General features: G+C 62.9%; 30 protein-coding genes. 4 read left to right on the top strand and 26 right to left on the bottom strand.

Annotated elements, in window-relative coordinates; all coding sequences use genetic code 11:
* The first annotated feature begins 30 nt into the window (after positions 1 to 30).
* Genes ACO07D_RS09680 through ACO07D_RS09670 form a run of 3 tightly spaced genes read left to right on the top strand, consistent with a single transcriptional unit; the run spans position 31 to position 1,555 of the window.
* Positions 31 to 675: a ferredoxin gene (locus ACO07D_RS09680; protein WP_421702730.1), complete on the top strand. Its 645-nt coding sequence runs from the start codon at positions 31 to 33 to the stop codon at positions 673 to 675.
* Entirely contained in the window at positions 672 to 1,175 is a 504-nt protein-coding gene (locus tag ACO07D_RS09675; protein ID WP_421702729.1) for a SixA phosphatase family protein, read from the top strand. Before ACO07D_RS09680 ends, ACO07D_RS09675 begins: the two co-directional genes overlap by 4 nt.
* A 44-nt stretch (positions 1,176 to 1,219) precedes the next feature.
* Positions 1,220 to 1,555, top strand: a complete 336-nt coding sequence (locus ACO07D_RS09670; protein WP_421702728.1) for a GFA family protein — start codon at positions 1,220 to 1,222, stop codon at positions 1,553 to 1,555.
* Positions 1,556 to 1,558: 3 nt separating this feature from the next.
* On the opposite strand, the gene rpiB is transcribed toward ACO07D_RS09670, so the two are convergent.
* From rpiB to ACO07D_RS09600, 14 genes are all read right to left on the bottom strand, one after another.
* Positions 1,559 to 2,005: a ribose 5-phosphate isomerase B gene (gene rpiB / locus ACO07D_RS09665; protein ID WP_421702727.1), complete on the bottom strand. Its 447-nt coding sequence runs from the start codon at positions 2,003 to 2,005 to the stop codon at positions 1,559 to 1,561.
* Positions 2,006 to 2,075: 70 nt separating this feature from the next.
* Positions 2,076 to 3,125 carry an Ldh family oxidoreductase gene (locus ACO07D_RS09660; protein WP_421702726.1) on the bottom strand — a complete coding sequence of 350 codons (1,050 nt, stop codon included), beginning with the start codon at positions 3,123 to 3,125 and terminating at the stop codon, positions 2,076 to 2,078.
* 150 nt (positions 3,126 to 3,275) lie between these two features.
* The gene (locus ACO07D_RS09655; protein ID WP_421702725.1) at positions 3,276 to 4,061 is read right to left on the bottom strand and encodes an amino acid ABC transporter ATP-binding protein; all 786 of its coding nucleotides are present in this window, start codon (positions 4,059 to 4,061) and stop codon (positions 3,276 to 3,278) included.
* 15 nt (positions 4,062 to 4,076) lie between these two features.
* Complete coding sequence (locus ACO07D_RS09650) at positions 4,077 to 5,546, bottom strand: amino acid ABC transporter permease (RefSeq protein ID WP_421702724.1); 1,470 nt, start codon at positions 5,544 to 5,546, stop codon at positions 4,077 to 4,079.
* 1 nt (position 5,547) lies between these two features.
* Positions 5,548 to 7,137 carry an amino acid ABC transporter permease gene (locus ACO07D_RS09645; RefSeq protein ID WP_421702723.1) on the bottom strand — a complete coding sequence of 530 codons (1,590 nt, stop codon included), beginning with the start codon at positions 7,135 to 7,137 and terminating at the stop codon, positions 5,548 to 5,550.
* Between the two features lie 109 nt (positions 7,138 to 7,246).
* Positions 7,247 to 8,266 carry an amino acid ABC transporter substrate-binding protein gene (locus tag ACO07D_RS09640; protein ID WP_421702722.1) on the bottom strand — a complete coding sequence of 340 codons (1,020 nt, stop codon included), beginning with the start codon at positions 8,264 to 8,266 and terminating at the stop codon, positions 7,247 to 7,249.
* Between the two features lie 219 nt (positions 8,267 to 8,485).
* Complete coding sequence (locus ACO07D_RS09635) at positions 8,486 to 9,193, bottom strand: ATP12 family chaperone protein (RefSeq protein WP_421702721.1); 708 nt, start codon at positions 9,191 to 9,193, stop codon at positions 8,486 to 8,488.
* Positions 9,190 to 9,873 carry an HAD-IA family hydrolase gene (locus tag ACO07D_RS09630; RefSeq protein ID WP_421702720.1) on the bottom strand — a complete coding sequence of 228 codons (684 nt, stop codon included), beginning with the start codon at positions 9,871 to 9,873 and terminating at the stop codon, positions 9,190 to 9,192. The genes ACO07D_RS09635 and ACO07D_RS09630 overlap by 4 nt, the downstream gene beginning before the upstream one ends.
* 190 nt (positions 9,874 to 10,063) lie before the next feature.
* A complete protein-coding gene (locus ACO07D_RS09625) occupies positions 10,064 to 11,101 on the bottom strand; it encodes an RluA family pseudouridine synthase (protein ID WP_421702719.1) in 1,038 nt (345 codons plus the stop codon).
* Positions 11,098 to 11,472 carry a fluoride efflux transporter CrcB gene (gene crcB, locus ACO07D_RS09620; protein WP_421702718.1) on the bottom strand — a complete coding sequence of 125 codons (375 nt, stop codon included), beginning with the start codon at positions 11,470 to 11,472 and terminating at the stop codon, positions 11,098 to 11,100. The genes ACO07D_RS09625 and crcB overlap by 4 nt, the downstream gene beginning before the upstream one ends.
* A 51-nt stretch (positions 11,473 to 11,523) precedes the next feature.
* Positions 11,524 to 12,138, bottom strand: a complete 615-nt coding sequence (locus tag ACO07D_RS09615) for a cytochrome b/b6 domain-containing protein (RefSeq protein WP_421702717.1) — start codon at positions 12,136 to 12,138, stop codon at positions 11,524 to 11,526.
* Positions 12,139 to 12,153: 15 nt separating this feature from the next.
* Positions 12,154 to 12,603, bottom strand: a complete 450-nt coding sequence (locus ACO07D_RS09610) for a c-type cytochrome (RefSeq protein ID WP_421702716.1) — start codon at positions 12,601 to 12,603, stop codon at positions 12,154 to 12,156.
* Between the two features lie 102 nt (positions 12,604 to 12,705).
* Positions 12,706 to 14,010 (bottom strand): replication-associated recombination protein A, encoded by a 1,305-nt coding sequence (locus tag ACO07D_RS09605; protein ID WP_421702715.1) that lies wholly within the window; start codon positions 14,008 to 14,010, stop codon positions 12,706 to 12,708.
* 32 nt (positions 14,011 to 14,042) lie between these two features.
* Complete coding sequence (locus ACO07D_RS09600; protein WP_421702714.1) at positions 14,043 to 14,654, bottom strand: autoinducer binding domain-containing protein; 612 nt, start codon at positions 14,652 to 14,654, stop codon at positions 14,043 to 14,045.
* 140 nt (positions 14,655 to 14,794) lie between these two features.
* On the opposite strand from ACO07D_RS09600, the gene ACO07D_RS09595 reads away from it, so the two are divergent.
* The gene (locus tag ACO07D_RS09595) at positions 14,795 to 14,953 is read left to right on the top strand and encodes a hypothetical protein (RefSeq protein WP_421702713.1); all 159 of its coding nucleotides are present in this window, start codon (positions 14,795 to 14,797) and stop codon (positions 14,951 to 14,953) included.
* A 69-nt stretch (positions 14,954 to 15,022) separates the two neighbouring features.
* Here ACO07D_RS09595 and rplQ read toward each other — a convergent pair whose 3' ends face one another.
* From rplQ to rpsE, 12 genes are all read right to left on the bottom strand, one after another.
* A complete protein-coding gene (gene rplQ / locus ACO07D_RS09590) occupies positions 15,023 to 15,451 on the bottom strand; it encodes a 50S ribosomal protein L17 (RefSeq protein WP_421702712.1) in 429 nt (142 codons plus the stop codon).
* A 164-nt stretch (positions 15,452 to 15,615) separates the two neighbouring features.
* Positions 15,616 to 16,632 (bottom strand): DNA-directed RNA polymerase subunit alpha, encoded by a 1,017-nt coding sequence (locus ACO07D_RS09585; protein WP_421702711.1) that lies wholly within the window; start codon positions 16,630 to 16,632, stop codon positions 15,616 to 15,618.
* A 108-nt stretch (positions 16,633 to 16,740) separates the two neighbouring features.
* Positions 16,741 to 17,130 (bottom strand): 30S ribosomal protein S11, encoded by a 390-nt coding sequence (rpsK, locus tag ACO07D_RS09580; protein WP_421702710.1) that lies wholly within the window; start codon positions 17,128 to 17,130, stop codon positions 16,741 to 16,743.
* A gap of 15 nt (positions 17,131 to 17,145) precedes the next feature.
* Positions 17,146 to 17,514: a 30S ribosomal protein S13 gene (gene rpsM / locus ACO07D_RS09575; RefSeq protein ID WP_421702709.1), complete on the bottom strand. Its 369-nt coding sequence runs from the start codon at positions 17,512 to 17,514 to the stop codon at positions 17,146 to 17,148.
* A 475-nt stretch (positions 17,515 to 17,989) separates the two neighbouring features.
* Entirely contained in the window at positions 17,990 to 18,631 is a 642-nt protein-coding gene (locus ACO07D_RS09570) for an adenylate kinase (RefSeq protein ID WP_421702708.1), read from the bottom strand.
* Positions 18,628 to 19,989 (bottom strand): preprotein translocase subunit SecY, encoded by a 1,362-nt coding sequence (gene secY, locus ACO07D_RS09565; protein ID WP_421702707.1) that lies wholly within the window; start codon positions 19,987 to 19,989, stop codon positions 18,628 to 18,630. The genes ACO07D_RS09570 and secY overlap by 4 nt, the downstream gene beginning before the upstream one ends.
* A 107-nt stretch (positions 19,990 to 20,096) precedes the next feature.
* Complete coding sequence (rplO, locus tag ACO07D_RS09560; protein WP_421702706.1) at positions 20,097 to 20,570, bottom strand: 50S ribosomal protein L15; 474 nt, start codon at positions 20,568 to 20,570, stop codon at positions 20,097 to 20,099.
* A 261-nt stretch (positions 20,571 to 20,831) separates the two neighbouring features.
* The gene (locus tag ACO07D_RS09555) at positions 20,832 to 20,978 is read right to left on the bottom strand and encodes a hypothetical protein (protein WP_421702705.1); all 147 of its coding nucleotides are present in this window, start codon (positions 20,976 to 20,978) and stop codon (positions 20,832 to 20,834) included.
* Between the two features lie 199 nt (positions 20,979 to 21,177).
* On the bottom strand, positions 21,178 to 21,396 hold the full coding sequence (locus ACO07D_RS09550; protein WP_421702704.1) for a DUF1127 domain-containing protein: 219 nt from the start codon (positions 21,394 to 21,396) through the stop codon (positions 21,178 to 21,180).
* A gap of 374 nt (positions 21,397 to 21,770) precedes the next feature.
* Positions 21,771 to 22,763, bottom strand: a complete 993-nt coding sequence (locus tag ACO07D_RS09545; protein ID WP_421701032.1) for an IS30 family transposase — start codon at positions 22,761 to 22,763, stop codon at positions 21,771 to 21,773.
* A gap of 350 nt (positions 22,764 to 23,113) precedes the next feature.
* Positions 23,114 to 23,302, bottom strand: a complete 189-nt coding sequence (rpmD, locus tag ACO07D_RS09540) for a 50S ribosomal protein L30 (RefSeq protein WP_133484938.1) — start codon at positions 23,300 to 23,302, stop codon at positions 23,114 to 23,116.
* Positions 23,303 to 23,315: 13 nt separating this feature from the next.
* The gene (rpsE, locus tag ACO07D_RS09535) at positions 23,316 to 23,882 is read right to left on the bottom strand and encodes a 30S ribosomal protein S5 (RefSeq protein ID WP_300518934.1); all 567 of its coding nucleotides are present in this window, start codon (positions 23,880 to 23,882) and stop codon (positions 23,316 to 23,318) included.
* Positions 23,883 to 23,924 lie beyond the last annotated feature (42 nt).

The raw sequence follows: 23,924 nt of genomic DNA, 5'->3' as shown, positions 1-23,924 counted from the left end.
AGTTCTTTCCAGAGGGAAAGGATTTCACCCGTGACGACTCAACTCCATTCTTTTGACCGGCTGTCCCGCACAGCCCACACGGCGCAGCTGGAGGTCTTTGGCGCGCTGCATGACGAAGGCGACACGGTGGTCCTGCTGGGGCCGCATGAGCCCGGGTTCTGGGGGGTCTTCAGCGCCTCACCCGAATATCTGGATGGGCAGCCGGACCCGCTGGACCGCTGGTCGAAACGCATGATCGGCGGCCTGGCCGAAGCCTGGGGCGGGGCGGCGGTGTTTCCCTCGGACGGCCCACCCTATCCGCCGTTCTTCAGCTGGGCACAGGGCAGCGGGCGGTCCTGGCCGTCACCGGTCGCGTTTCTGGTGCATGACCGCGCCGGGCTCTGGGCCAGTTACCGGGGCGCGGTGCGCTTGCCGGGGCATCTGCCCCTGCCCGAGACCGGGGAAAGCCCCTGCGTCAGCTGCGTGGATCAGCCCTGCCAGCGCGCCTGCCCGGTCGCCGCCCTGTCGCACAAGTTTTACGATCTGGAAAAATGCCATGGATATCTGGACACTGCACCCGGGGAGGATTGCATGACGCAGGGTTGTGCGGCACGGCGCGCTTGCCCCGTCAGCGCGAGTTATGGCAGGTTGCCCGAGCAATCCCACTTTCACATGAGAGCTTTCCACAAAACATGACCCTGCGCCTGATCCTGATCCGCCATGCCAAATCCTCCTGGTCCGACCCGATGATGGCGGACAAGGACCGCCCGCTGAACAAGCGCGGCCGGGCAAGCGCGAAGGCGATCGGCCGCTGGCTGGCGACGCGTAGCCATGAGCCGGGGCAGGTTCTGTGTTCCTCGGCCGAGCGTACGCGGGAAACCTGGGCCAAGATCTCGGATAAGCTGGTGGCGCCGCCCAAGGCGGAGTACACCGACGCGCTGTATCTGGCCGAACCGGATGTAATGCTGTCCGAGCTGCGGCTGGCCAAGGAACCGATGGTGATGATGATCGCCCACAACCCGGGCAGCGCCTATATGGCGCAGGCGCTGGTGAAACAGGCGCCGGATCACGGGCGGTTCCAGCACTATCCGACGGGCGCGACGGCGATCATCGACTTCCCGGTCGCCGACTGGTCCGACGTGGGCTGGGGCACGGGCGAAGCGGTAGACTTCATCGTCCCGCGCGAGCTGATCTGAGCGGCGAGGCGGATATCACCCGGGGCGGCTGCCTCTGCGGTCGGGTGCGCTTTGCGGCGACCGGGGAGCCGGATCGGGTTGGCATCTGCCACTGCCTGGACTGCCGCAAGCACCATGGCGCGCTGTTCTATGCGGCGGCGATTTTTCCCAAGGATCAGGTTGAGATCACCGGCGAAACCCGGGCCTATGAGGGTCGGCATTTCTGCCCGAGCTGCGGCGGCTCGGTCTTTGCGGTGACGGGCGACGAGGTGGAGCTGCATCTGGGTGCGCTGGATGACCCGGACCGGTACGCACCAACTTACGAGCTGTGGTGCGACCGGCGCGCGGGGTGGTTACCCGCTTTCCCGGGCACCACCTGTTTTCGCAAGAACCGGGGCTGAGGATCAGTCTTCCAGCGCCATGATCATGTCGACGCGGGTGCCGTGGCGGCCACCTTCGAACTCGGCGTTCAGGTAGGCTTCGACGATGTCGATGGCCAGCCCTTCGCCGACCACGCGGGCGCCGAGCGACAGGATGTTGGCGTTGTTATGGGCGCGGATCATGCGGGCGGAAAAGGCGTCCGAGCAGACGCCGCAGCGGATGCCGGGGATCTTGTTCGCGGCCATCATGATGCCCTGGCCGGTACCGCAGAGGATCACGCCCAGGTCGGCCTCGCCCGATGCCACCTTGCGCGCGGCGTTGGCGCCGTGGTCGGGGTAATGGGTGCTTTCAGGCGTGGTCGGGCCGATGTCGTCGACCTCATACCCCATGGAGGTGATATGGGCTGCGAGCGCCTGGCGCAGCTCGATGGCGGCGTGGTCGCTGGACATGACGATGCGTTTTGCGGACATGGGGGGCTCCGTGTTCAAGGCAGGTTAGCCCTGTACTGCGCGGTTTTGACCTCTGCCGCAAGAGCAAAGCCTAGCTGTCCACGGCAATCCCCAGCCCTCGAGCAAGATCGCAGATGCTGTCCCATGTCGCCTTGGGCAGGCTGATCGGCTGGCCCGCGTTGCGCGCCCGCGCGGCGGCTTCGCGTTCACCGGGCACTTCGACGCGGGTAAACCCCTCGGCGGGCGGGCAGTGGCGCAGCTCGTCCAGGATTTCTTCGGCAATCTCCCGCAATCGCGTGGGCTCCTGGTAGAGGCTGCAATCCAGCGCCAGCATCAGCCAGTTGCATTCGGTGGTGGCAGGGCCAAGCATGGCCTCGGCGATCATTTCGGCCGCCACGGCGAGCGCATAGCCCTTGGGCCCGCCCGCCGTCAGGATCGCGCCGCCGTCGAAATAGGCCTGGGGGTCGTTGCTGGGCTTGCCGTCGCGGTCGATCAGCACGCCGTCGGGCAGGGTTGCCCCGGCAATCTTGGCACCATAGACCCAGCCCGCCGCAGCAGCAGACGTGGCCAGGTCCACCACCACCGGACCCTGTTTTCCGCCAGGAATTCCAATCGCATAGGGGTTGGTGGACATGAGCGCCTTGCGCCCGCCATAGGGGGCCACGAGCCGCCAGTTTTCACGCCCACCGCCGCCGATGATGATCGCCAGGCAGCCCTGCGACGCGGCGTATTCGGCGAAACAGCCCAGCCGCCCAGTGTGGCCGACACTTTGCAGCGCAATGGCGGCAATCCCGCTGTCCTTCGCGCGCGACACCACGTGTTCGATGCCCAGGGTCATGGCCGGAATGCCGATACCGCCATGACCATCCACCAGCCAGGCACCGCGGTCGTTTCGGGTGAGTTCGGGGCGCACGGCGGCGGTCAGATAGCCGCTGTCATAATAGCCCGCGTAGGCGAGCACGCGCCAGACGCCGTGGGATTCGACGCCGGAGAGGTCTGCGCCAATCAGGTGATCGGCGACCGCGCGGGCGATGTCAGGCGGGCAGCCCTTGGCGCGCAGGATGGCCTCGGAAATGCGGTGAGCCTGAGCGATAGGCACGAGGCTGCGCGCGGTGTCAGGGCTGTATTTGCTGGGGTTCATGGGGGCCCTCCCGGTGTTTTCTACAACGGTAGGGGGCGGAGAGCGGCCTGCGCGCCTGTTCGCGACAGCGGCTGATGGCGCGGATGGGCTATGGGCAACCAAAAAGCCCCGCCGATTGGCGGGGCTTTCGGTGTTTTCGGTGTGCAGGTCTCAGAGGATCTGGGACAGGAACAGCTTGGTGCGTTCGCTCTGCGGGTTGTTGAAGAACTCCTCGGGCTCGTTCTGTTCCACGATCTGCCCCGCATCCATGAAGATCACGCGGTTGGCGACCTCCTTGGCGAAGCCCATCTCGTGGGTGACGCAGAGCATGGTCATGCCCTCTTCCGCCAATTCCACCATGGTTTCAAGGACTTCCTTGATCATCTCGGGGTCAAGCGCCGAGGTCGGTTCGTCAAACAGCATGATCCGCGGCATCATGCAGAGCGAGCGGGCGATCGCCACACGCTGCTGCTGACCACCGGACAGCTGGCCCGGATACTTGTTGGCCTGCTCGGGGATCTTGACCTTTTCAAGGAAGTGCATCGCCGTTTCCTCGGCCTCCTTGCGGGGCGTCTTGCGCACCCAGATCGGCGCGAGCGTGCAGTTTTCCAGGATGGTCAGATGCGGGAACAGGTTGAAGTGCTGAAACACCATGCCAACCTCGGAGCGCACCTTGTCGACATTCTTGAGGTCCGAGGTGAGCTCGGTGCCATCGACGATGATCTGGCCCTCCTGGTGTTCCTCCAGCCGGTTGATGCAGCGAATGAGCGTCGACTTGCCCGAGCCCGAGGGCCCCGCGATGACGATGCGTTCGCCCTGGTTCACGGTCAGGTTGATGTCACGAAGCACGTGGAAGTTGCCGTACCACTTGTTCATGCCGTTGATTTCAATCGCAACCTCGTCCGAGACGGACATCTTGGAACGGTCTGCGTGGTGGTCAAGTTCGATGGAAGACATATCAGGTCTCTCCTCTTAACGGTGATCGGTGCGCAGACGGCGCTCCAGATACATCGAGTAACGGGACATGGAGAAGCAGAAGACGAAGAACATCAGCGCGATGACCGCGAAGAGTTCCCAGTAAATGCCAACCCAGTCGGTGTGGGCACGGATGGTGTTCGACAGTCCGAGCGGATCCAACAGGCCAATGATCGACACGAGGGTCGTATCCTTGAACAGGCCGATGAAGTTGGACACGATGCCGGGGATTGAGATCTTCAGCGCCTGCGGCATGATGATCAGCCGTTGCGCCTTCCAGTAATCCAGACCCAGCGCATCCGCCGCCTCGTACTGGCCACGCGGCAGCGCCGCGAGCCCGCCCCGGATCGTCTCGGCCATGTAGGCAGAGGAGAACAGGGTCGCCATGATGATGACGCGCAGGATGATGTCGAAGTTGGTGCCCTTGGGCATGAAGATGTTCAGAAGCGTCGAGGCCACGAACAGGAGCGTGATCAGCGGCACGCCGCGGATGAACTCGATGAAGCCCACGCAGAGCGCCTTGACGATCATCAGGTCGGACTGACGGCCCAGCGCCAGAACGATGCCGATGGGCAGCGAGATCGAGATCGCGACGACGCCGATGGTAAGCGACAGGAGCATGCCCCCGAAGTCACGGCTCTGCACCGCTTCGATGCCGATGGGCAGCACGCCCTGGGCAATGTCGGCGAAACCGGCGGCGGCAAAGAGCCACCACAGCACCGGTACGACGAAGGCCAGGATGGTGGCGCCCAGCGTGCCGATCACGTCTGCCGTCAAGCGCATGGCCGCCCAGCCCAGCACAAAGCCCAGGAGCGCCACGATCGGCATCCACAGGGACCCGCCCCACAGCAGCCAGGGTGCGATGAACGGGTAGAGCACCGAGAAGATCAGCGGGTTCGGAAGGCGTTTTGCCCCGGCCGCGATTTCCTCGGCCCGGTCGGCCTTGTTGGTGGTGACCAGCTTGAAACCGACAAAGGCGGCACCGGCGGCCAGCACGATGGCCAGGATCATGCCCACGACGCCGCCGATCTGCGACGCGCCGAAGGCAAGCACGGCCAGCAGCAGGAACCAGTTCATGCGGCGCGAGATCATGGCGAAGAGCACCGGGATCAGCGCGATGAACAGGAGCACGAAGGCCAGGATCGGCCGCCAGTAGAGCGCCTGCGGGTAGAAGCCGAACAGCAGCTGCTGCCAGCGGTCGCGCACGACGCCCCAACAGGCGCCTTCATGGCCGGTGACGAGCTCCTGACAGTCGCGCAGGTTGGCGGCGGCCCATGTGGGCGAGATCGCCCAGCCCAGGAAGCCCACCACACACCAGACGATGAAGACCACCGACAGGACAGTCAGGACCGAGTTGGTAATGCCGTTGAACAGGTTCTCGCGCATCCAGCCGACAACACCGACGGTCGAGGGCGGCGGCGCCCGTTCGGGCAGCATTTCGGAGCGAACAAAAGACAGGTCGGACATATCAGCGCTCCTTCAGCTTCACGGAATTGTTGTACCAGTTCATCAGCGCCGAGATGGTCAGCGAGATGATCAGGTAGATCAGCATGAGCAGCAGCAGCGTCTCAAGCTCGCGCCCGGTCTGGTTCAGGGTAATCCCGCCAAGCGTGCCGGTCAGGTCCATGTAGCCCACGGCAATGGCCAGCGAGGAGTTCTTGGTCAGGTTCAGGTAGTTGGAGATCAGCGGCGGGATGATCACCCGCAGCGCCTGCGGCAGGACCACCAGCGACATGATGCGGCGCGGACGCAGGCCCAGGGCCCCGGCCGCTTCGCTTTGCCCCTTGGAGATCGCCAGGATCCCCGCCCGCACGATTTCCGCGATGAAAGCCGCGGTATAGAGCGACAGGGCCAGCCAGAGCGCGATCAGCGAGTTGCGCATATGCGTCCCGCCTTCGAACTTGGCAATGCCTTTGGTGGTGACAGCGGGGCGTTCGACCTCAATCGCACGCCCTTCGGTAAAGCCCGCATCGAACATCGCAACGGGTTTGCCGCCGCGCACGCTCTCGGCCACTTCGGCCGCGATGTCCTCCGCGCCGGAGGCATCCACAACCAGCACATCGCATTTGCCTTCCAACAGCCCGGTGCGGGCGGCAGACTGGCTGAAGAAATTCTTGCGACCGAAGTTCACCTCATCCGCCGTCAGGGCGCGAATGCCGTTCAAGGACGCGGCAGAGCCACTGGCATGACAATAGTTGAACTTGCCGTGCTCCTCGATATAGGCGGCGAAATCGGCAGGGTTTTCGACCCCGACCGCAATATAGGCCTGCTGGTTCGAACTGCTGATCGCAGTCAGCGCAAAGTAGGCCAGAGCCGAGGGGACAACGAACACCCCGATGTTCAGCCACAGGGTGTGGGGCCGATCCCCGGTTTGCTCCTGCCGCTTGTCCGCCCATTTGCGGATCATGCGGATTGCGACGAGGGACAGTGCCAGCACCACCAGGATCCACAAACCCAGGTCTGACGGAACCAGACGCGGGATAAAGATGCCCTGGTTGGACACGGCGACACTATCCCCCAACAACATGGAGGCGGTTGCCTCGCCCCCGCCGCGTGGTGGGCGGAAGGATTTCGGCGGATCGAAGCTTTCGATCATGATGGCCATGGCCAGGACGATCCACAGGAGCACCGGCACGTTTCGGAACATCTCGACATAGAAGGCCATGAGGCGCGAGATGATCCAGTTGTGCGACAGGCGGGCCACGCCCACCAGCACACCGATCACCGTGGCCGTGATACAACCGAGAACAGCCACAAGCAGGGTGTTTAGAAGCCCCAGAAGAGCGGCTTTGGCATGTGTGTGCGTGCTGTTGTAATCTAACAGTTTCTGGTTGATGTCATAGCCGGCGCCTTCGGTCATGAAGCCGAAGCTGGGCTCCTTGCCCAGGTCGGCGAGGTTCTGTGCGGTGTTGTTGATCAGCCAGCCGATCAGGGTCAGGAACCCGATCAAGGCGACGATCTGGATGGTCATGGAGCGGTAGCGGCTGTCATAGATCAGCATCGACAGCTTGAACCCGCCCTGAGGATGAGGGTCGGTCATCGTTGTCATATAGGACATTCCCCGTAAGGCCCCGATCTGTTTTCCTGGCGCCGTTTTCGGCTGCCGTCAGGGCTCATTGGTAAATTGGAAAGGGGCGCGGTCGTTGCCGCGCCCCTTCCTGGTGTGCTTAGCGGAACGGCGGCGAGTAGATCAGGCCGCCATCACGCCACTGTGCGTTCAGACCACGCGCCAGGCCGATCGGGGTGTTCTCGCCGATGTTCTTTTCGAACACTTCGCCGTAGTTGCCACCCGCCATGATCGCGGCTTTCGCCCAACCGGCGTCCAGGCCGAGCATCTCGCCCAGGTTGCCTTCGGTGCCCAGCAGGCGGTTCACTTCCGGGTTGTCGCCGGCCGCAGCCGACAGTTCACCGATGTTGGTCGAGGTGATGCCGAATTCCTCGGCGGCGATCAGCGCGTTGAGGGTCCAGCGCACGATGTCGCCCCACTCGTTGTCGCCGTGACGGACCAGCGGGCCCAGCGGCTCTTTCGAGATGATCTCGGGCAGAATGACCGAGGAGGTCGGATCTTCGAAGGTCGAACGGGCAGCGGCCAGACCCGAGGCGTCGGTGGTGTAGACGTCACAGGCGCCAGCGTTGTACTGCTGCAGCGCTTCGGCCTGGGTCTCGATCGGGACCGGCTCGTAGCTCATGTTGTTGGCGCGGAAGAACTCGGCCAGGTTCAGCTCGGTGGTGGTGCCGGTCTGGATGCAGACGGTGGCGCCGTCCAGTTCCTTGGCCGACGAAACGCCCAGATCCTTGGGCACCATGAAGCCCTGACCGTCGTAGTAGTTGACGCCCACGAAGGTGAACTTCAGGTCGACGTCGCGCGACAGGGTCCAGGTGGTGTTGCGGGCCAGCATGTCAATCTCACCCGACGACAGCGCGGTGAAGCGCGTCTTGCCGGTGGTCGGCACGAATTCCACGGCGTCCGAATCACCCAGAACGGCAGCGGCGACAGCGCGGCAGACGGCCACGTCGAAGCCCTCCCAACGGCCGTTCGCATCCGGGGCGGCAAAGCCCGGCACACCGGTGGCCACGCCGCAGTTCAGCTTGCCACGCGCCTTGACGTCATCAAGGGTGGCAGCAGCCGAAGCGCCAGCAGCCAGGCCGGCCACGGTCAGCGCGCCAAGAAAAACGGTTTTTTTCATGATTACCTCTTCCTGATTTTCCGCCCGTCCCCGGGCGTTTCTCTTCCGGCTCTTGCGGCCGGGACGATTGGAGTGACCGGGGACCCCCCGATCAGCGTGCACGAGTTTGGGCGCAATCATGAGATTTCGTCAAGGGTTACATCGGATTTCCTTATGCCTTACGCAGGGGAAATCGACGCCAAGTTCGGCGGTGCTAACGCAAAGGTTGTGACGCTCGCGTCAACGGCACATGGAAAAGAAGCGCATGGCGTGTTCAAACGCCTGTTTTTTCAGGGCCGCCTGGGCGCTGGCCTCTTCGTCCTCACCCCATTGTTCTTCCTGCCAGGCCTCGTCCAGACGGGACAGGTCCCACAGCGCGGCGGCATCCATGTGGCCTTCGGTCGCGGCGAAGCCCAGCACGAGAGAGCCGGAAATCGACACCAGATCGTGAAAGGCCGTGAGTTCGAACGGGGTAAAGGTCGACACACGCGTAGCGAGATTCGCAAGCGCTTGTGCGTCCTGAGGCGCGTGAATGACACCCGAAACCGGGGTCAGCCGGGCCTCCAGCGCCGTGGCCGCCCAGTCGAGCAGCGGGTCCCAGCGCGCGGCCTGCCGGTCGATCAGCGCCTGCGGGCTGGTGGCGCGGTAGCACAGAAGGTCGCTGTCGCCATAGGCGGCCAGCATTTGTGCCACTTCATTGAACTGGTGGGAGACCTTGTCGATCGCCGCATTGGCCGAGCGAGTGACCGGCATGACATTCGGATCGACCTTGTCTTCTTGGGCGTCCCATTCGGCGGCGATGGCCTGGGCCATGGCGCGGGTCGGCACCACCAGCGGGGCCTTGGCGGGGGTGCGCACGCCGCGCCCGTCCAGTTGCACGGTCCAGCCGGTTTCCACCTCAATCGCCGTCGCCTCTTTCCAGAACCGTTTCGCTGCCCAGGTGCTCATGTGATCCCCCAAAGTTCGTCCAAGGCGGGCAGAACGCCCGCGAAAGTGTCCACGATCAGGTCCGCGCCCGCGTCGCGCAGGGCGGTGGTCGGGTGGTAGCCCCAGCTGACGCCCAGGGTGCGAAAGCCCGCGGCGCGGCCCATCTCGATGTCGAAGGTGGTATCGCCGATCATCACCGCATCACCCGCCGCCGCCCCGGTGTCGGCGAGGCATTTGTCCAGCATCGAGGGATGTGGTTTCGACGGGTGATCGTCGGCAGTCTGTTGCGTGAGGAACAGCCCCTGCAGGTCATGCGAGGCAATGGCGTGGTCCAGCCCACGTTTCGCCTTGCCGGTGGCGACGCCCAGCAGAACTTCGTCGCGGGCGGCCAGTTGGGTCAACGCCTCACGCGCGCCCGGGTATAGCGGAGCTGCGGCCTCGCCGCCCTTCTCGGCACGGAGGGCGATGAAGCTTTGCTTGTAGAGATCGGCGGCGTGGGCGACCTCGGCGGGCGAGAGGGCGGGCATCATTTCGGCGATGGCGCGGTCGAGCGAGAGGCCGACGATGGAAAGCACCTGCGCGCGCGTCGGCAGGGTGACGCCAAGGCCACCAAAGGCACGGGTCATCGCCTCGACGATCAGGTCTTGGCTGTCCATCAGCGTGCCGTCGACATCGAAGACGGCGAGTTTGAGGCGGGTCATCGGGCGGGTCCTTGGATGGAGAGAGAAGCGGGGCGGCGCCCGACCCTGGGTGGGCGCCCGCTAGAAGTGAAGTGGGGTGAACCCGCCGCCTCACCCGATACCTTGGTTCGTGTTGAAACGTCGCAAAAGCGCCCTCCCGTGGGGAGGGTCGGGCGCCGCCCCGCTTCGCGGTGCGAAATACCCATCTTCATCAAAGCCCCTCGAAGGGATCGTCTGCCGCCAGATCCTCGGTCCAACCGAAGGTCTCGAAGGTGCGGGCGATGTGGTCAGGCAGATCGGCGGTCACGGTCACGGGCTTGCGGGTGACCGGGTGTTCGAAGGTCATCGAGCGGGCATGCAGGTGCAGCTTCTTCGAGATCTCGCCGCCAATGCCCGCGCCCCAGCCGTCGCCCTGGTTCTCCTGCCCCGAACCGCCATACTTGCCGTCGCCCAGGATCGGGTGGCCGATTTCGGCCATATGGGCGCGCAGCTGATGCGTGCGCCCGGTGATCGGCTCCAGCGCGACCCAGGTCGCCCGCCCGGCGACGCGATACAAGGCGGAATAGAGCGTATGCGCGCGCTTGGCGCCATCGGTATGGGCCACGTCGCGCGGATGCACGCAGAGCATTTTCTCGCCCTGCCCCTTGCCGCCGCCCGGGGCCTTCACCAGGCCATAGCGGATCTCGCCCAGATAGGGCGTCGGCACGCCGGCGACCACGGCCCAGTAGATCTTGCGCGTCTCCTTGTGGCGGATCGCGCCGGTCAGCGCGGAGGCCACGGCGCGGGTACGGGCCAGCAGCAGCACGCCGGAAGTATCCTTGTCCAACCGGTGCACCAGGCGCGGTTTTTCCTCGAAATCGAATTTCAGCGCCTCGGCCAGCCCGTCCACGTGGCGGGTCTGTTTCGAGCCGCCCTGGGTCGGCAAGCCCGGCGGCTTGTTCAACGCGATAATGTGGTCGTCGCGATAGATCACGCAGGATTGGATCAGCTTGGCATCGGCATCGGACACCTTGGGCTTTGGTTGCGCGGTCACCTGGCCGGGTTCGGGCAGCGGCGGCAAGCGCACGTCATTGCCCGGACCGACGCGGGTCGAGGGTTTGACCCGCCCGCCGTCCACCCGGATCTCGCCCTTGCGGCAGGCCTTTTCGATCCGGCCCTGGCCGACATGGGGAAAGACCCGCTTGATCCAGCGATCCAGCCGCTGCTCGGGTTCGCCCGGGCCGATGGTAATGGTCTGAACGCCGCTCATAGGATGCTCCGTGTCAGAAGGATGCCCACGACGATGGCCGCAATCGACAGAACGACCGAGGCCAGCACATAGCCCGCCGCCGCGCCCATCTGGCCGCGTTCAAACAGGGTAAAGGCATCCAGGGAAAAGGCCGAAAAGGTGGTGAACCCGCCCAGCATGCCGGTGATCAGAAGCGGCGCGTAGGCATTGCCGCCCTTCTTCGCCAGCACCACCACCAGCACCCCCATCAGCATCGAACCCAGAACGTTCACGGTGAGCGTCGCCCAGGGGTAGCCATGCCCCATGATCCGCGTCGCGGTCACGTTGGTCAGATAGCGGGCCGAGGCGCCGATCGCGCCGCCCAGGGCAACTTGCAGTAGGGGTGTCATCATGGGGCCTGACTGAGGCCCCGGGGCCTTGTTGTCAAGGCTGGTCGGACCCGCTCAGCGCTGGTCGGGGTTTTGGCGCACCGCTTTCCAGCCGGTGATCATCGGGCGCACCAGGTCTTCGCGCTTCCAGGTCTTGTAGAAGAGGATCGCACCGACATGCAGAACCACCAGCGCCAGCAACACCAGCGAGCCGCGGTAATGCCAGCCCAATGCCATGCGGGCCGTATCGGTGCTGACCTGATTGGCCAGGGGGCCGACATTTATGAAATCCTCGGGGTCGGCAAACAGGCCGGTCAGCACCTGAAACCCCAAAAGCCCCAGCAGGCCGAAGGCCGCCAGCGCACCCATCGGGTTATGGCCGGGCCAGTAGGAGGGCTCGCGCCTGCCAACCTTGGACATGTAGCTGAGCGTGGTGCGCGGGCCGAAGAGGAAATGGGAGAACCGCGCTGGTGCCGGGCCGAACAGGCCCCAGACGAGCCGGAAGGCCAGCAGGCCGATCACCGCATAGCCCAGGTAGAAATGCAGCGTCATGATGTTGGGCCCATACCGGCCCAACACCCAGGTCGTGACGACACAGATCACCAGCGCCCAGTGGAACAGGCGCAGGGCCGGATCCCAGAGTTTCACGCGGGTGACGCCCTCGGGCAGCTCGTGATCCATGTCTTTCATCGCATCCGCTCCGACTTACTTGGCGCGATAGGCGTCGTGGCAGCCCTTGCAGGAGCCGCCGAGGGCGCCGAGCGCACCGGCCATCTCACCCTTGCCGGCACCGGCCACTTCCTGCATCGCCATCGCCGCCTTCACATAGGCCGCGCCCTTTTCCTGCACGCCCGGGAAGTCTTCCCAGATCTTCGCCAGCGCGCGGGTCTTGTCCGAATCGTCGGCCGAGGTGCCGGGCACATAGAGGTGGCCCAGGTTGTAGGAGGTCAGCGTCACCATGTTGTCGGCAGCGGTCTGTGCCGAGCTGGAGTCATAGTCGATCTCGCCCTTGGCCATGCCGGCGAGCACGCCCATGTTGGCGCCCAACAGCTTGTAATAGCCCTGCCGCGCGGCGATCGTGTCCTCGACCATATCGGCGGCGAGGCTGGTGGTGGGAATGGCCAGAATGGTGGCGGCGAGAATGGCAAAACGCATGACGTGGCTCCTTTGGCTGCGTTCAAATCGACTGGTATGATCCTCTAACGGACAGGGATCACCCTTCCGTCGAAGATTCTTTATTTTCAAATCAAGAGTATGTCAGCGGCGTTTTCTGCGCAGATTTGCAAAGTAATCTGTGCGTTTTTTCAGCTCGCGTTCGAAGCCGCGTTCGACCGGCACGTAATAGACCCCGCGCTTCATCTCGTCGGGGAAATAGTCCTGGCCGGAAAACCCGTCGGGCGCGTCATGGTCATAAGCATAACCGGCGCCGTAGCCCTGATCTTCCATCAGCTTGGTGGGCGCGTTCAGGATGTGTTTGGGCGGCGGTTCCGAGCCGGTCTTCTTCGCGGCCTTCATCGCCGCCTTGTAGGCCACGTAATTGGCGTTGGATTTGGGCGCCAGCGCCAGGTAGATCACAGCCTGCGACAGGGCCAGCTCACCCTCCGGGCTGCCCAGGCGTTCGTAGGTTTCCCAGGCATCCAGGCAAACGCGTTGGGCTTGCGGGTCGGCCAGGCCGATATCCTCGACCGCCATGCGGGTCAGGCGGCGGCCCAGGAAACGCGGGTCTTCGCCGCCGGTTAGCATGCGCGCGAACCAGTAAAGCGCCGCGTCCGGGTCCGAGCCGCGTACGGATTTGTGCAGGGCCGAGATCAGGTTGTAATGCTCATCCCCCGACTTGTCGTAGTTGACCGCGCGGCGCATCAGGCGGGTGCCCAGATCCTCGGTGCCGATCTTGGCGTCGAGCCCCCAGGCCATGACCTGTTCGATGAGGTTCAAGAGCGCCCGCCCGTCGCCATCGGCCATCTCCAAGAGCGCCTCGCGGGCGGGGCCGGTCAGAGGGAGCGGGCGGTCCAGCTCCTTTTCCGCCCGTTGGGCCAGCCGTTCCAGGTCGGCAAGGTCGAGCCGGGTCAGCACCAGCACCTGCGAGCGCGACAGCACAGCGGCGTTCAGCTCGAAACTGGGGTTCTCGGTCGTGGCGCCGACCAGAAGGATGGTGCCGTCTTCCATATGAGGCAGGAACCCGTCCTGCTGCGCCTTGTTGAAACGATGGATCTCGTCCACGAACAGCAGCGTGCCCTGGCCGTTCTGGCGTCTGAGCTTGGCGGCCTCGAAAACCTTCCTGAGCTCCGGAACCCCGGTAAAGATCGCGCTGATCTGCACGAAATGCAGGTCGGTCTCATCCGCCAACAGCCGGGCGATGGTGGTCTTGCCGACCCCGGGCGGGCCCCAGAAAATCAGCGATCCCAAGCTGCCCGCCTTGAGCATCACGCCCAGGGGCGCCTCGGGGCCCAGCACCTGTTCCTGGCCGATCACCTCGCCCAAAGTTTTCGGCCGCAGCCGGTCCGCCAGGGGGCGCGGCGCGTCGGGAATGTCTTTGGTTGCGTTGTCGAACAGGTCAGCCATGGGGCGACATTAGGCGCCGTTGATCCGGGATGCTAGAGCAGGTTGTATTCCTGCGCGCGCTGCACGGCTTCAGCCGTGGTGCGCACCATCAGCCTGTCGCGGGCCGAGCGCAGCCGCGCCTTGAGCGCGCTTTCCGAAATGCCCAGGATCGCCGCGGCCTCGGCGTGACGCGAGCCCTTGGCGATCAGGCGCAGGGCCATGCGCTGCGCGGGCGTCAGCTGATCGGGCGGGGTCGAGGCATTGTGCAACACGCGTACCACCGCCTGAATCTCGTTGATCTCGTCATCGGTGAACTCGCGATCCTCGCGGGCGAAACCGCCAATTGTCCGCGAGGAAATCGGCCCGCAGGAGACCACGACGCCATAGTTCAGCCCGAACACACGGGCCTGTTCCAGGATGCCATGCTGATCAGGCAGGCCGACCTCACTCCAGCGCCGGGTCCCTTCGTTGCCGAAGCCCCAGAACACGGTGGGGTCGGCCAGCATGTAGCCATTTTCGGTATAGGTCTCGGTCCAGCGCGGGTCATAGGTCTGAAACATCAGATGCGCAGCGGCGTAACGAATGTGCAGTCCCAGCGCATAGCCTTTGGGGGACAGGTCCGACAACCTGGCCAACCCCTGGTCCAGCCCCTGAGTGTCTGTCATGCCCGTGTTTCTCCACACACCCTGCACAGCGCAGTCTATCCTTTTAGACAAGTTGATATAATTAGCATCAACTCTAAATTGTAAACACACAATACTCGAAAAATCGAGGGACAAAAGTGCGAAACAGGGACGCCGATCTGGTGGAGAAATTGAACGACCTGTCAGAGCGTGACCGGGAAGCCTTGATTGATTTCATGGGCTTGTCGGACTGCGGGCGGGATCGGACCGGACATTTGATGGAGCGGCTGCATGCCTCGATGCTGCTGCACCGCCGGGCGCGGGCGGAAAAGATAAACTGAGCCCTGCCCCAGATATGAAAAAGCCCCGCCGATTCGGCGGGGCTTTCGCGTTTCCACTTGGGGTGGAAATTATTCTTCGGCCAGCTCGGCGGCTTCTTCTTCGGCCAGGCGGGCACGGTCGGCGGCGCCTTTGGCTTCCGGATCGCGGTCCACCAGCTCGATGATCGCCATCGGGGCCATGTCGCCGTAGCGGAAGCCGGCCTTCAGCACGCGGGTGTAACCACCGTTACGCTCGGCGTAGCGCGGGCCCAGAACTTCGAACAGCTTGGCGACGTCCTTGTCCTGCTTCAGCTGAGCGGCAGCCTGACGGCGGGCGTGCAGATCGCCGCGCTTGCCCAGGGTGATCAGCTTGTCCATGACGCGCTTGAGTTCCTTGGCCTTCGGCAGGGTGGTCTTGATCTGTTCGTGCTCGATCAGCGAGCCAGCCATGTTCGAGAACATCGCCTTGCGGTGTTCGTGGGTGCGGTTGAGGCGACGGTAGCCCTTAGCGTGACGCATTTTGTTCTTCCTTCATTTGGTGCCCCCGATCGTGATGCCGGTGGGCTTTGCTTTGTCCGTGAACCGATGCGTGTCGGTCCCTCTCCTTGGGGCAGGATTGCCCTGATCGTCCCTGCTATTGCAGGAATTGAGGCGGGGTGAGACGCGCCACCCCGCCGAATTGTTTAGAACTGGTCTTCGAACTTCTTGGCCAGCTCTTCGATGTTCTCCGGCGGCCATTCCTCGACGTCCATGCCCAGGTGCAGACCCATGCCCGACAGCACTTCCTTGATCTCGTTCAAGGACTTGCGGCCGAAGTTCGGGGTGCGCAGCATCTCGGCCTCGGTCTTCTGGATCAGGTCGCCGATGTAGACGATGTTGTCGTTCTTCAGGCAGTTGGCCGAACGCACCGACAGTTCCAGCTCGTCCACTTTCTTCAGCAGAAGCGGGTTGAACTCCAGACCGTCGTCCTCGTCCTGGCGACCGGCGGCTTCGGGCTCTTCGAAGTTCACGAAGATCGACAGCTGGTCTTGCAGGATGCGGGCGGCGAAGGCGATCGCATCGTCGGGGGTGACCGAACCGTCGGTCTCCACCTTCATGGTCAGTTTGTCATAGTCCAGCACCTGGCCCTCGCGGGTCGGCTGCACGTCATAGGACACTTTCTTGACCGGCGAGTAGATCGCGTCGACCGGGATCAGGCCAATCGGCGCATCTTCCGGCTTGTTCTTGTCGGCGGCGACGTAGCCCTTGCCGGTGTTCACGGTCAGCTCCATGAACAGGTCGGCGCCATCGTCCAGGTGGCAGATCACGTGATCCTTGTTCAGGACCTCGATACCGGCCGATTCCGAGATGTCACCGGCGGTGACCACCAGCGGACCCTTGGCCGAGATCGACAGGCGCTTGGGGCCTTCGACTTCCATCGCCAGGGCGACGCCCTTCAGGTTCAGGATCACGTCGGTGACGTCTTCGCGCACACCGGCGATCGAGCTGAACTCGTGCAGAACGTTGTCGATTTGCACCGAAGTGATCGCGGCACCTTGCAGCGAGCTCATCAGCACGCGGCGCAGGGCGTTGCCAAGCGTCAGACCGAAGCCGCGTTCCAGCGGTTCGGCAACGACGGTCGCCTGGCGCGCCGGGTCATTGCCCGGTTTCACGTCAAGCGACGTCGGCTTGATCAGTTCGGCCCAGTTCTTGTGGATCATGCGTCCCTCCATTCCTGTTCTGCCTCATGTCCGAAGGCAAAACGCCCGAGGTTGTAAAATGACGGACTCGGGCCGTGGGGAAATCCACGGCCCGAGCAATTCGAAAAATCAGACGCGGCGGCGCTTCGGCGGGCGGCAGCCGTTGTGGGCGATCGGGGTCACGTCACGGATCGAGGTGATGTTGAAACCGATCGCGGCCAGGGCGCGCAGAGCCGATTCACGACCCGAACCGGGGCCCTGAACTTCGACTTCCAGCGTCTTGACGCCGTGTTCCTGAGCCTTCTTGCCGGCATCTTCGGCGGCCATCTGGGCAGCATAGGGGGTCGACTTGCGCGAGCCCTTGAAGCCCATGGTGCCAGCCGACGACCACGAGATGGCGTTGCCTTGCACGTCCGAGATCAGGATCTTGGTGTTGTTGAACGAGCTGTTCACGTGGGCAACGCCCGACGCGATGTTCTTACGCTCTTTACGCTTGGTGCGGGATTTATCACGAGCCATTGGTCGAACCCTCCCTTATTTCTTCTTGCCGGCGATGGGCTTCGCCGGGCCTTTGCGCGTGCGCGCATTGGTGTGGGTACGCTGGCCGCGAACCGGCAGGTTGCGACGGTGACGCAGGCCACGGTAGCAGCCCAGGTCCATCAGGCGCTTGATGTTCAGCTGGGTTTCACGGCGCAGGTCGCCTTCCACCAGGTAGTTGGCGTCGATGTGCTCGCGAATGGCCAGAACTTCGGCGTCCGACAGTTCGTTCACACGACGGGTCGCTTCGATGTTCACGGCTTCGCAGATGGCGGCGGCCGAAGTATGGCCAATACCAGTGATGTAAGTGAGGGCGATCGGGACCCGTTTGTGGGTCGGGATGTTCACGCCGGCAATACGTGCCAAGTGTCTTTTTCCTTTTCGTTGCGGTTCCGTAGCACCGGAACCTTTTTTCACAACACAAGCCCGCGGGATTTTCGTCCCTACGGGCTTCGCTATGGTCTCTGGTCTGTGGCTTCGGGGAGCGACCCCGACTCACACGATTCCCTTTCGGGATGGCGTGACGTATCCGGGAATGGGCGGGGCGTCAAGGGGGTGTTAACGGGGCGGTCAGGGAAAGCCGGTTTCTACCACCCGGAGCGGCGCAGCGTCATGCTGGAAGCATGCCTCTGGCATGACGCGCCCGACCCTCCCCACGGGAGGGCGCATTTCCAACGTTCCAACCCATACCGGCGTCCGACGCGTGGCAATCCGTTCGCGATGAAAACCCGTTCAGAAGCGCCCACCCAGGGTCGGGCCCGTCGCGGCTGCTCACCCTCGCCGTCAAAAACAAAACGCCCCCCGGCTTGCGGAGGGCGCTTCAATTCGTTCCCGTCAGTCCTCAGCCCAGAACCGCGGCAATCGCGCCTGCAACCTCGTCGATCTCGGCCAGGCCGTCGACCGACTTCAGGTCGCCCTTGGCGTAGTAGTAGCCAATGAGCGGCGAGGTCTTCTTGTAGTACTCCATCAGGCGGGTACGCAGGCTTTCCTCGTTGTCATCGGCGCGGCGTTTGAATTCGGAGGCGCCGCAGTTGCCGCATTTGCCGTCGGCTGGGATCGGTTTGGACAGGTCGTTGTAGACCTCGCCACAGTTGCCGCAGGTCGAACGCGCGGTAATGCGGGCCACCAGGGCGTCGTCATCCACCTGCATCTCGATCACCGCGTCCAGGGTGGCGCCGTGTTTTTCCAGCAGCGCGCCCAAAGCATCGGCCTGGGGCAGCGTGCGGGGGAAGCCGTCGAAGATGAAGCCGCCGCCGTGGTCGCCGTTCAGCTTTTCCTCGATCAACCCGATGACGATCTCGTCGGTGACCAACTCGCCCGCGTTCATGATCGCGGCGACCTTCTGGCCCATCTCGGACCCGGAAGCCATCGCATCGCGCAGCATGTCGCCGGTGGAGAGCTGGACCATGCCCCGCTCGTCAACAAGTTTGCGGGCCTGGGTGCCCTTCCCCGCGCCGGGCGGGCCAAGCAGAATGATGTTCATCGACGTGCAGGTCCCTTCTTGCCACGCTTCTTGCCGCGCAGCTGCGACTTTTCGATCAGGCCTTCATACTGGTGGGCCAGCAGGTGGCTTTGCACCTGGTTGATCGTGTCCATGGTGACCGACACGACGATCAGCACCGAGGTGCCGCCGAAGTAGAACGGGATCGCCAGCTGGCTGCGCAGGATCTCCGGCAGCAGGCAGACCAGGGCCAGGTAGCCGGCGCCCAGCACCAGGATACGGGTCACCACATAGTCCAGGTATTCGGCGGTCTTCTTGCCGGGGCGGATGCCGGGCACGAAACCGTTCTGGTTCTTCAGGTTGTCGGCCACGTCATCGACCTTGAACGCGACTTCCTTGGTGTAGAAGAAGGTGAAGAAGACGATCATGCCGGTGAAGAACAACAGATACAGCGGCTGGCCCGGGCCGAAATAGGCCAGGATGGTGGCCATGATCGGGCCGGTCTGACCGGTCGAGAAGGTCGAGATCGTCGTCGGCAGCAGCAGAAGCGCCGAGGCGAAGATCGCCGGGATCACGCCCGCCGGGTTGACCTTGACCGGCAGGTGCGAGCTGCCACCGTCATAGACTTTCATGCCGACCTGACGGCGCGGATACTGAATGTGGATCTTGCGCAGGGCGCGTTCCATGAACACCACGAAGGCGATCACGGCCACGACCATGACGATCACACCGATGATCACGGCAGGGCTGATGGCACCCGAACGACCAGAGGCCAGGAACTGACCCAGGGCGGCGGGGATTTCGGCCACGATGCCGACGAAGATGATCAGCGAGATACCGTTGCCGATGCCGCGCGCGGTGATCTGTTCACCCAGCCACATCAGGAACATGGTGCCGCCGACCAGGGTGATGACACAGGCGGCGATGAAGAACATGGAGGGCAGATCGGCCTGCACCAGGTCGCCCGCCAGCAGCGAGTTGGCCAGCGCAAAGGCCTGGCCGGTCGCCAGCAGCACGGTGCCGTAGCGGGTGTACTGGTTGATCTTCTTGCGGCCCTGTTCGCCTTCCTTCTTCAGCTGCTTCAGCGGCTCCCACATGGAGGACAGAAGCTGCACGATGATCGAGGCGGAGATATAGGGCATGATGCCGAGCGCAAAGACCCCCATGCGGCTGAGCGCGCCGCCGGTGAACATGCCCAACACGCCGGCAATGCCCGACTGCGCCTGGTCCATGAACTCCCGCAACGCGTTCGCGTCGATGCCCGGCACCGGGATATAGGTGCCGATCCGGTAGATGATCAGAAGCCCGATGGTGAAGAAGATCCGCGAGCGCAGTTCGGTCGCCTTGCCAAAGGCGCCCCAGCTCATGTTCGCGGCCATTTGTTCTGCTGCAGATGCCATCAAAGGCTCCCTGTCTTATAAATGAAACGCCGCCGGACCGTGCCCGGCTCCAGCGGCGTTCGGAACTGTGTGTCTATGTAAGGGGCGCTGGGGCCCCGAACAAGCGCTTATTCAGCAGCTGCCGCAGCCGTGATGGTCAGTTTACCGCCAGCTTTCTCGACCGCTTCCACGGCGGCTTTCGAGGCGCCGGTCACGGTGATGTTCAGCTTCGAGGTAACCTCGCCCTTGGCCAGGACGCGCACACCGTCCAGCTTGCGGCGCACGACACCGGTTTCGACCAGCAGGTCCTCGGTGATCTCGGCTTTCGCGTCCAGGGTGCCGGCTTCGACGAATTTCTCGATCAGGCCCAGGTTGATGACGGCGAACTTCTTGCGGTTCGGCTTGTTGAAGCCACGCTTGGGCAGGCGCATGTAGAGCGGCATCTGGCCGCCTTCATACCCGTTGATCGACACACCCGAACGGGATTTCTGACCCTTGATACCACGGCCACCGGTCTTGCCGGTGCCGGAGCCGGGGCCACGGCCGATGCGTTTTTTCGGTTTGGTCGCGCCCGGGTTGTCGCGCAGTTCATGCAGTTTCATGTCGCTTCTCCTTGCCGGATGTGACCCCTGAAGCGTAAGCGGGCCAACCTCGGCGTTTCTTGATTGTGATTCTGGACCCACAGAGGGCCACCGGGGGCGTATAGACCCTGCGCGGGTCTGTTGCAAGGCCCGCAGGGACAAAGCGCAGCGAGGCCGCCCCAGGCCCGGGTGGGCGCCTTACCGGCCCGCTGAAACGCAAAACGCCCCGCCCAGATCAAAAAGAAACGGGCCGAGGCGTCTGCGGTCGGGCGATTGCCCGGCTTATTTCTTGTGGCAGTCGCCCAGGTACTCGGTCCAGGTCGGCACCGGCTCGGACGCCAGGAAGGCGCGGATGCGGGCGTCGGCTTTGGAGATCAGCTCGGCGATGGCTTCGGCGAGCGGCGAGATCGGGGTCACAAAGGCGTTCATGTGTCTGGTCCTGTGCGCGGGTTCATGTGTTGGCGCTCTCATAGGCGCGCGCAGAGAGTCGGACCACCGCTCGTTGATCAATGCCGCATTGCAGAAAGCGCAAGGCTTGGGCAGAGCTTGGATGGAGTGCCCGGGGATTGGGCAAAAGAAAACGCCCCGGCCGCTGGGGCACGGGGCGTTCTGTCAGTTGGCCGGGTACTCAGCGACCGTAGACGGATTCCTGGGCGATTTCGTGGATCTGCCAGGGGGCGATGCCGATGTCGTCCAGCTCGCGGGGGCCAAGGGCCTCCAGCTCGCGCACCATCTTGTTGTAATCAATGCGGTTCTTGACCGCAGTGGCGACGGTGTCGATGGCAGTATTGAGCGCGTCGGCAATGACATGGGCGAGGCCGTGAGTGGCGGAGATTGCGTAAGCCATGATGTGATCCTTTGGAAGGCCGGAACGCATTTTCCGGCGGGGTTTGGTTTGACTTCCTTCTGTGACCCCTATGTGGGAGGTATCGACGGGTAGCGCCCCACTGACCGGCAGGTGCGTGCTTGCACGCACCGAGAGGTGACCCTCTCCTTGGGAGGGCGCTGCCCGTCGGTGCCGGCCTGTGTAGGCGATACAACTTCCCTAGGAGTCTTTCCCGCGAACTAAATCCGCGTTCCAAACCCCAACTTCTTCCGCCTTACTCAGACTTTCCATCCAGCCTTGTACCAAATACCTAGCACCATCAGCGGAGTCCGCAATTGTGAAACTGTCGCTGTAGTAGAATCCTGTGAACTCAAGTTAGGTTGCGACATTTCTTGTTATCCAAGTTTTCTCAGTTCTTCGGTGAATGCTTCTGTTGGCGTTCGCCACCCAAGACATTTCCTTGGTGTTCCGTTCAGGCGGTCACAAATCGCCTTCATGTCGCGATTTGAGAGCGCCGCGATCGGGGTATCGCGCGGCAAATACCTTCGAGCCCGTTTGTTCAGGTTCTCAACCGAGCCTTTTTGCCATGGGGCCTGCGGATCACAGAACCAGGCGCTCGTTCCAATTCCTGATTCCAGCTTTCGCCATCCCGAGAACTCAATTCCGCGATCAAAAGTAATAGACTGGCGCGCGATCTGGGGCAGGGGTTCCATTACGTTCATGAGTTTCGCCATGAAGTGTTTCGAACTGCGATCATTGTTGCGGAACAAGACTGCAAAGCGGGTCTTCCGTTCGACCAACGATGCGACGTTTGCTTTCCCGTGCTCTTGCCGGAAAATCATAAGATCACCTTCCCATTCCCCAAAAGTTGAACGTTCTTTTATGTACTCAGGCCTGTTGTGGATCGATCTTTCAAGCGGGAACATCATGCCGCGAGGTGTGCGAGAATAGCGCGGTTTTCGCTTCTTCCGCCGTTCTGGAAGGTAACGTGCCAACGCCTGTGATTGACCGTCTGGGCTGTAGACATAGGCGTAAATCGTCTCATGACTGACGGTCGTTGCATGACCTTCAAGCTTTAGACGACCTGCAATCTGTTCCGGTGACCAACCTTCTTGGAGCCGTCCTATCACAGCTTCCCGGAGTTCAGGAATACGCACCAGTTTGCGACGTCTTGCACGGCGATCAGCCGCCGATTTCTGGGCAAGCATCCCGTAGTAGCCATTGAGCTGAGGCAACTCTTCATCCTTGAAGAAATTGCGTTTGATCTCACGATAGACAGTCGCACGGTGGCGATTGATCTGGCGCGCAATCTCGGCGACTTTTACCTTCCTATGCAAAAGGTCCTCGATTTTGCGCCGTTCGGCTAGATTTAGCTCGGTTCGTTTCATAAACTGTTCTCCTGACTTTCCAGTAGGATAGAGGAAAAGTCGCTTCCCAGTTTAGAATGTGCCTCCTGCTCCCGCGCTGGGCCGATAAGTGTGTGAGTACCGGATATTGAATCGCCCTGCGCTCGGGCCTTCACTTACTTCGGCCACGCAATCAAAGACTTCTCCCGAATGTTCATTTTGAATGCATGCCCAATAACGGTCCACTACTTTGTAGAACTCAACCATTCCTATCCTCGCTATCCATCTCACACCTATTTGGTGTGTCCGAAACGGGTTTCAAGCAGGCTTCAAATCAAAACGCCCCGGTCTTTTCAGACCGGGGCGCTTCAACTCTCAGGACGGGGCTGGGATCAGCCCTTTTCCTCGATGATTTCGACCATGTGCGGGATCTTGGCGATCATGCCGCGCACCGCGGGGGTGTCTTCCAGCTCACGGGTCTTGTGCATCTTGTTCAGGCCCAGGCCGATCAGCGTGGCACGCTGGTCTTGGGGGCGACGGATCGGCGAGCCGACCTGCTTGACGACGATGGTTTTAGCCATGGGTCAGATCTCCTTACGCGTCTTCGGAAGCGGGGGCTTCCGATTTGTTGCCCAGGATGTCGGCGACTTTCTTGCCGCGACGCTGAGCCACCATGCGCGGGCTCGACTCCTTGGTCAGGCCGTTCAGGGTGGCGCGGATCATGTTGTAGGGGTTCTGCGAGCCGATCGACTTCGACACAACGTCCTTAACGCCCAGCATCTCGAACACGGCACGCATCGGACCACCGGCGATGATCCCGGTACCTTCCGGAGCGGTGCGCATGATCACCTTGCCGGCACCGTGACGACCTTCGATGTCGTGGTGCAGGGTACGGCCTTCGCGCAGCGGCACGCGGATCATCTGGCGCTTGGCTTGCTCGGTGGCCTTGCGAATGGCCTCGGGGACCTCTTTCGCTTTACCTTTGCCGAAACCAACGCGGCCTTTCTGGTCGCCAACCACGACGAGCGCAGCAAAGCCGAAGCGCTTACCACCCTTCACGGTTTTCGACACGCGGTTGATCGCAACAAGACGATCGGCGAATTCCGGGGTTTCTTCTTCGCGGTTGCGGCCGCGACCCCGACGGTTTTCACGTTCTGCCATCTGGACAGTCCTTTTCATGGTGGCACCAGAGGTGCCGATAAA

The sequence above is a fragment of the Aliiroseovarius sp. genome (assembly GCF_965228805.1).
Taxonomy (GTDB): Bacteria; Pseudomonadota; Alphaproteobacteria; order Rhodobacterales; family Rhodobacteraceae; genus JASBTN01.
Note: the sequence above shows the minus strand (reverse complement) of the source record. Positions and strands in the feature narration are given on the sequence as shown.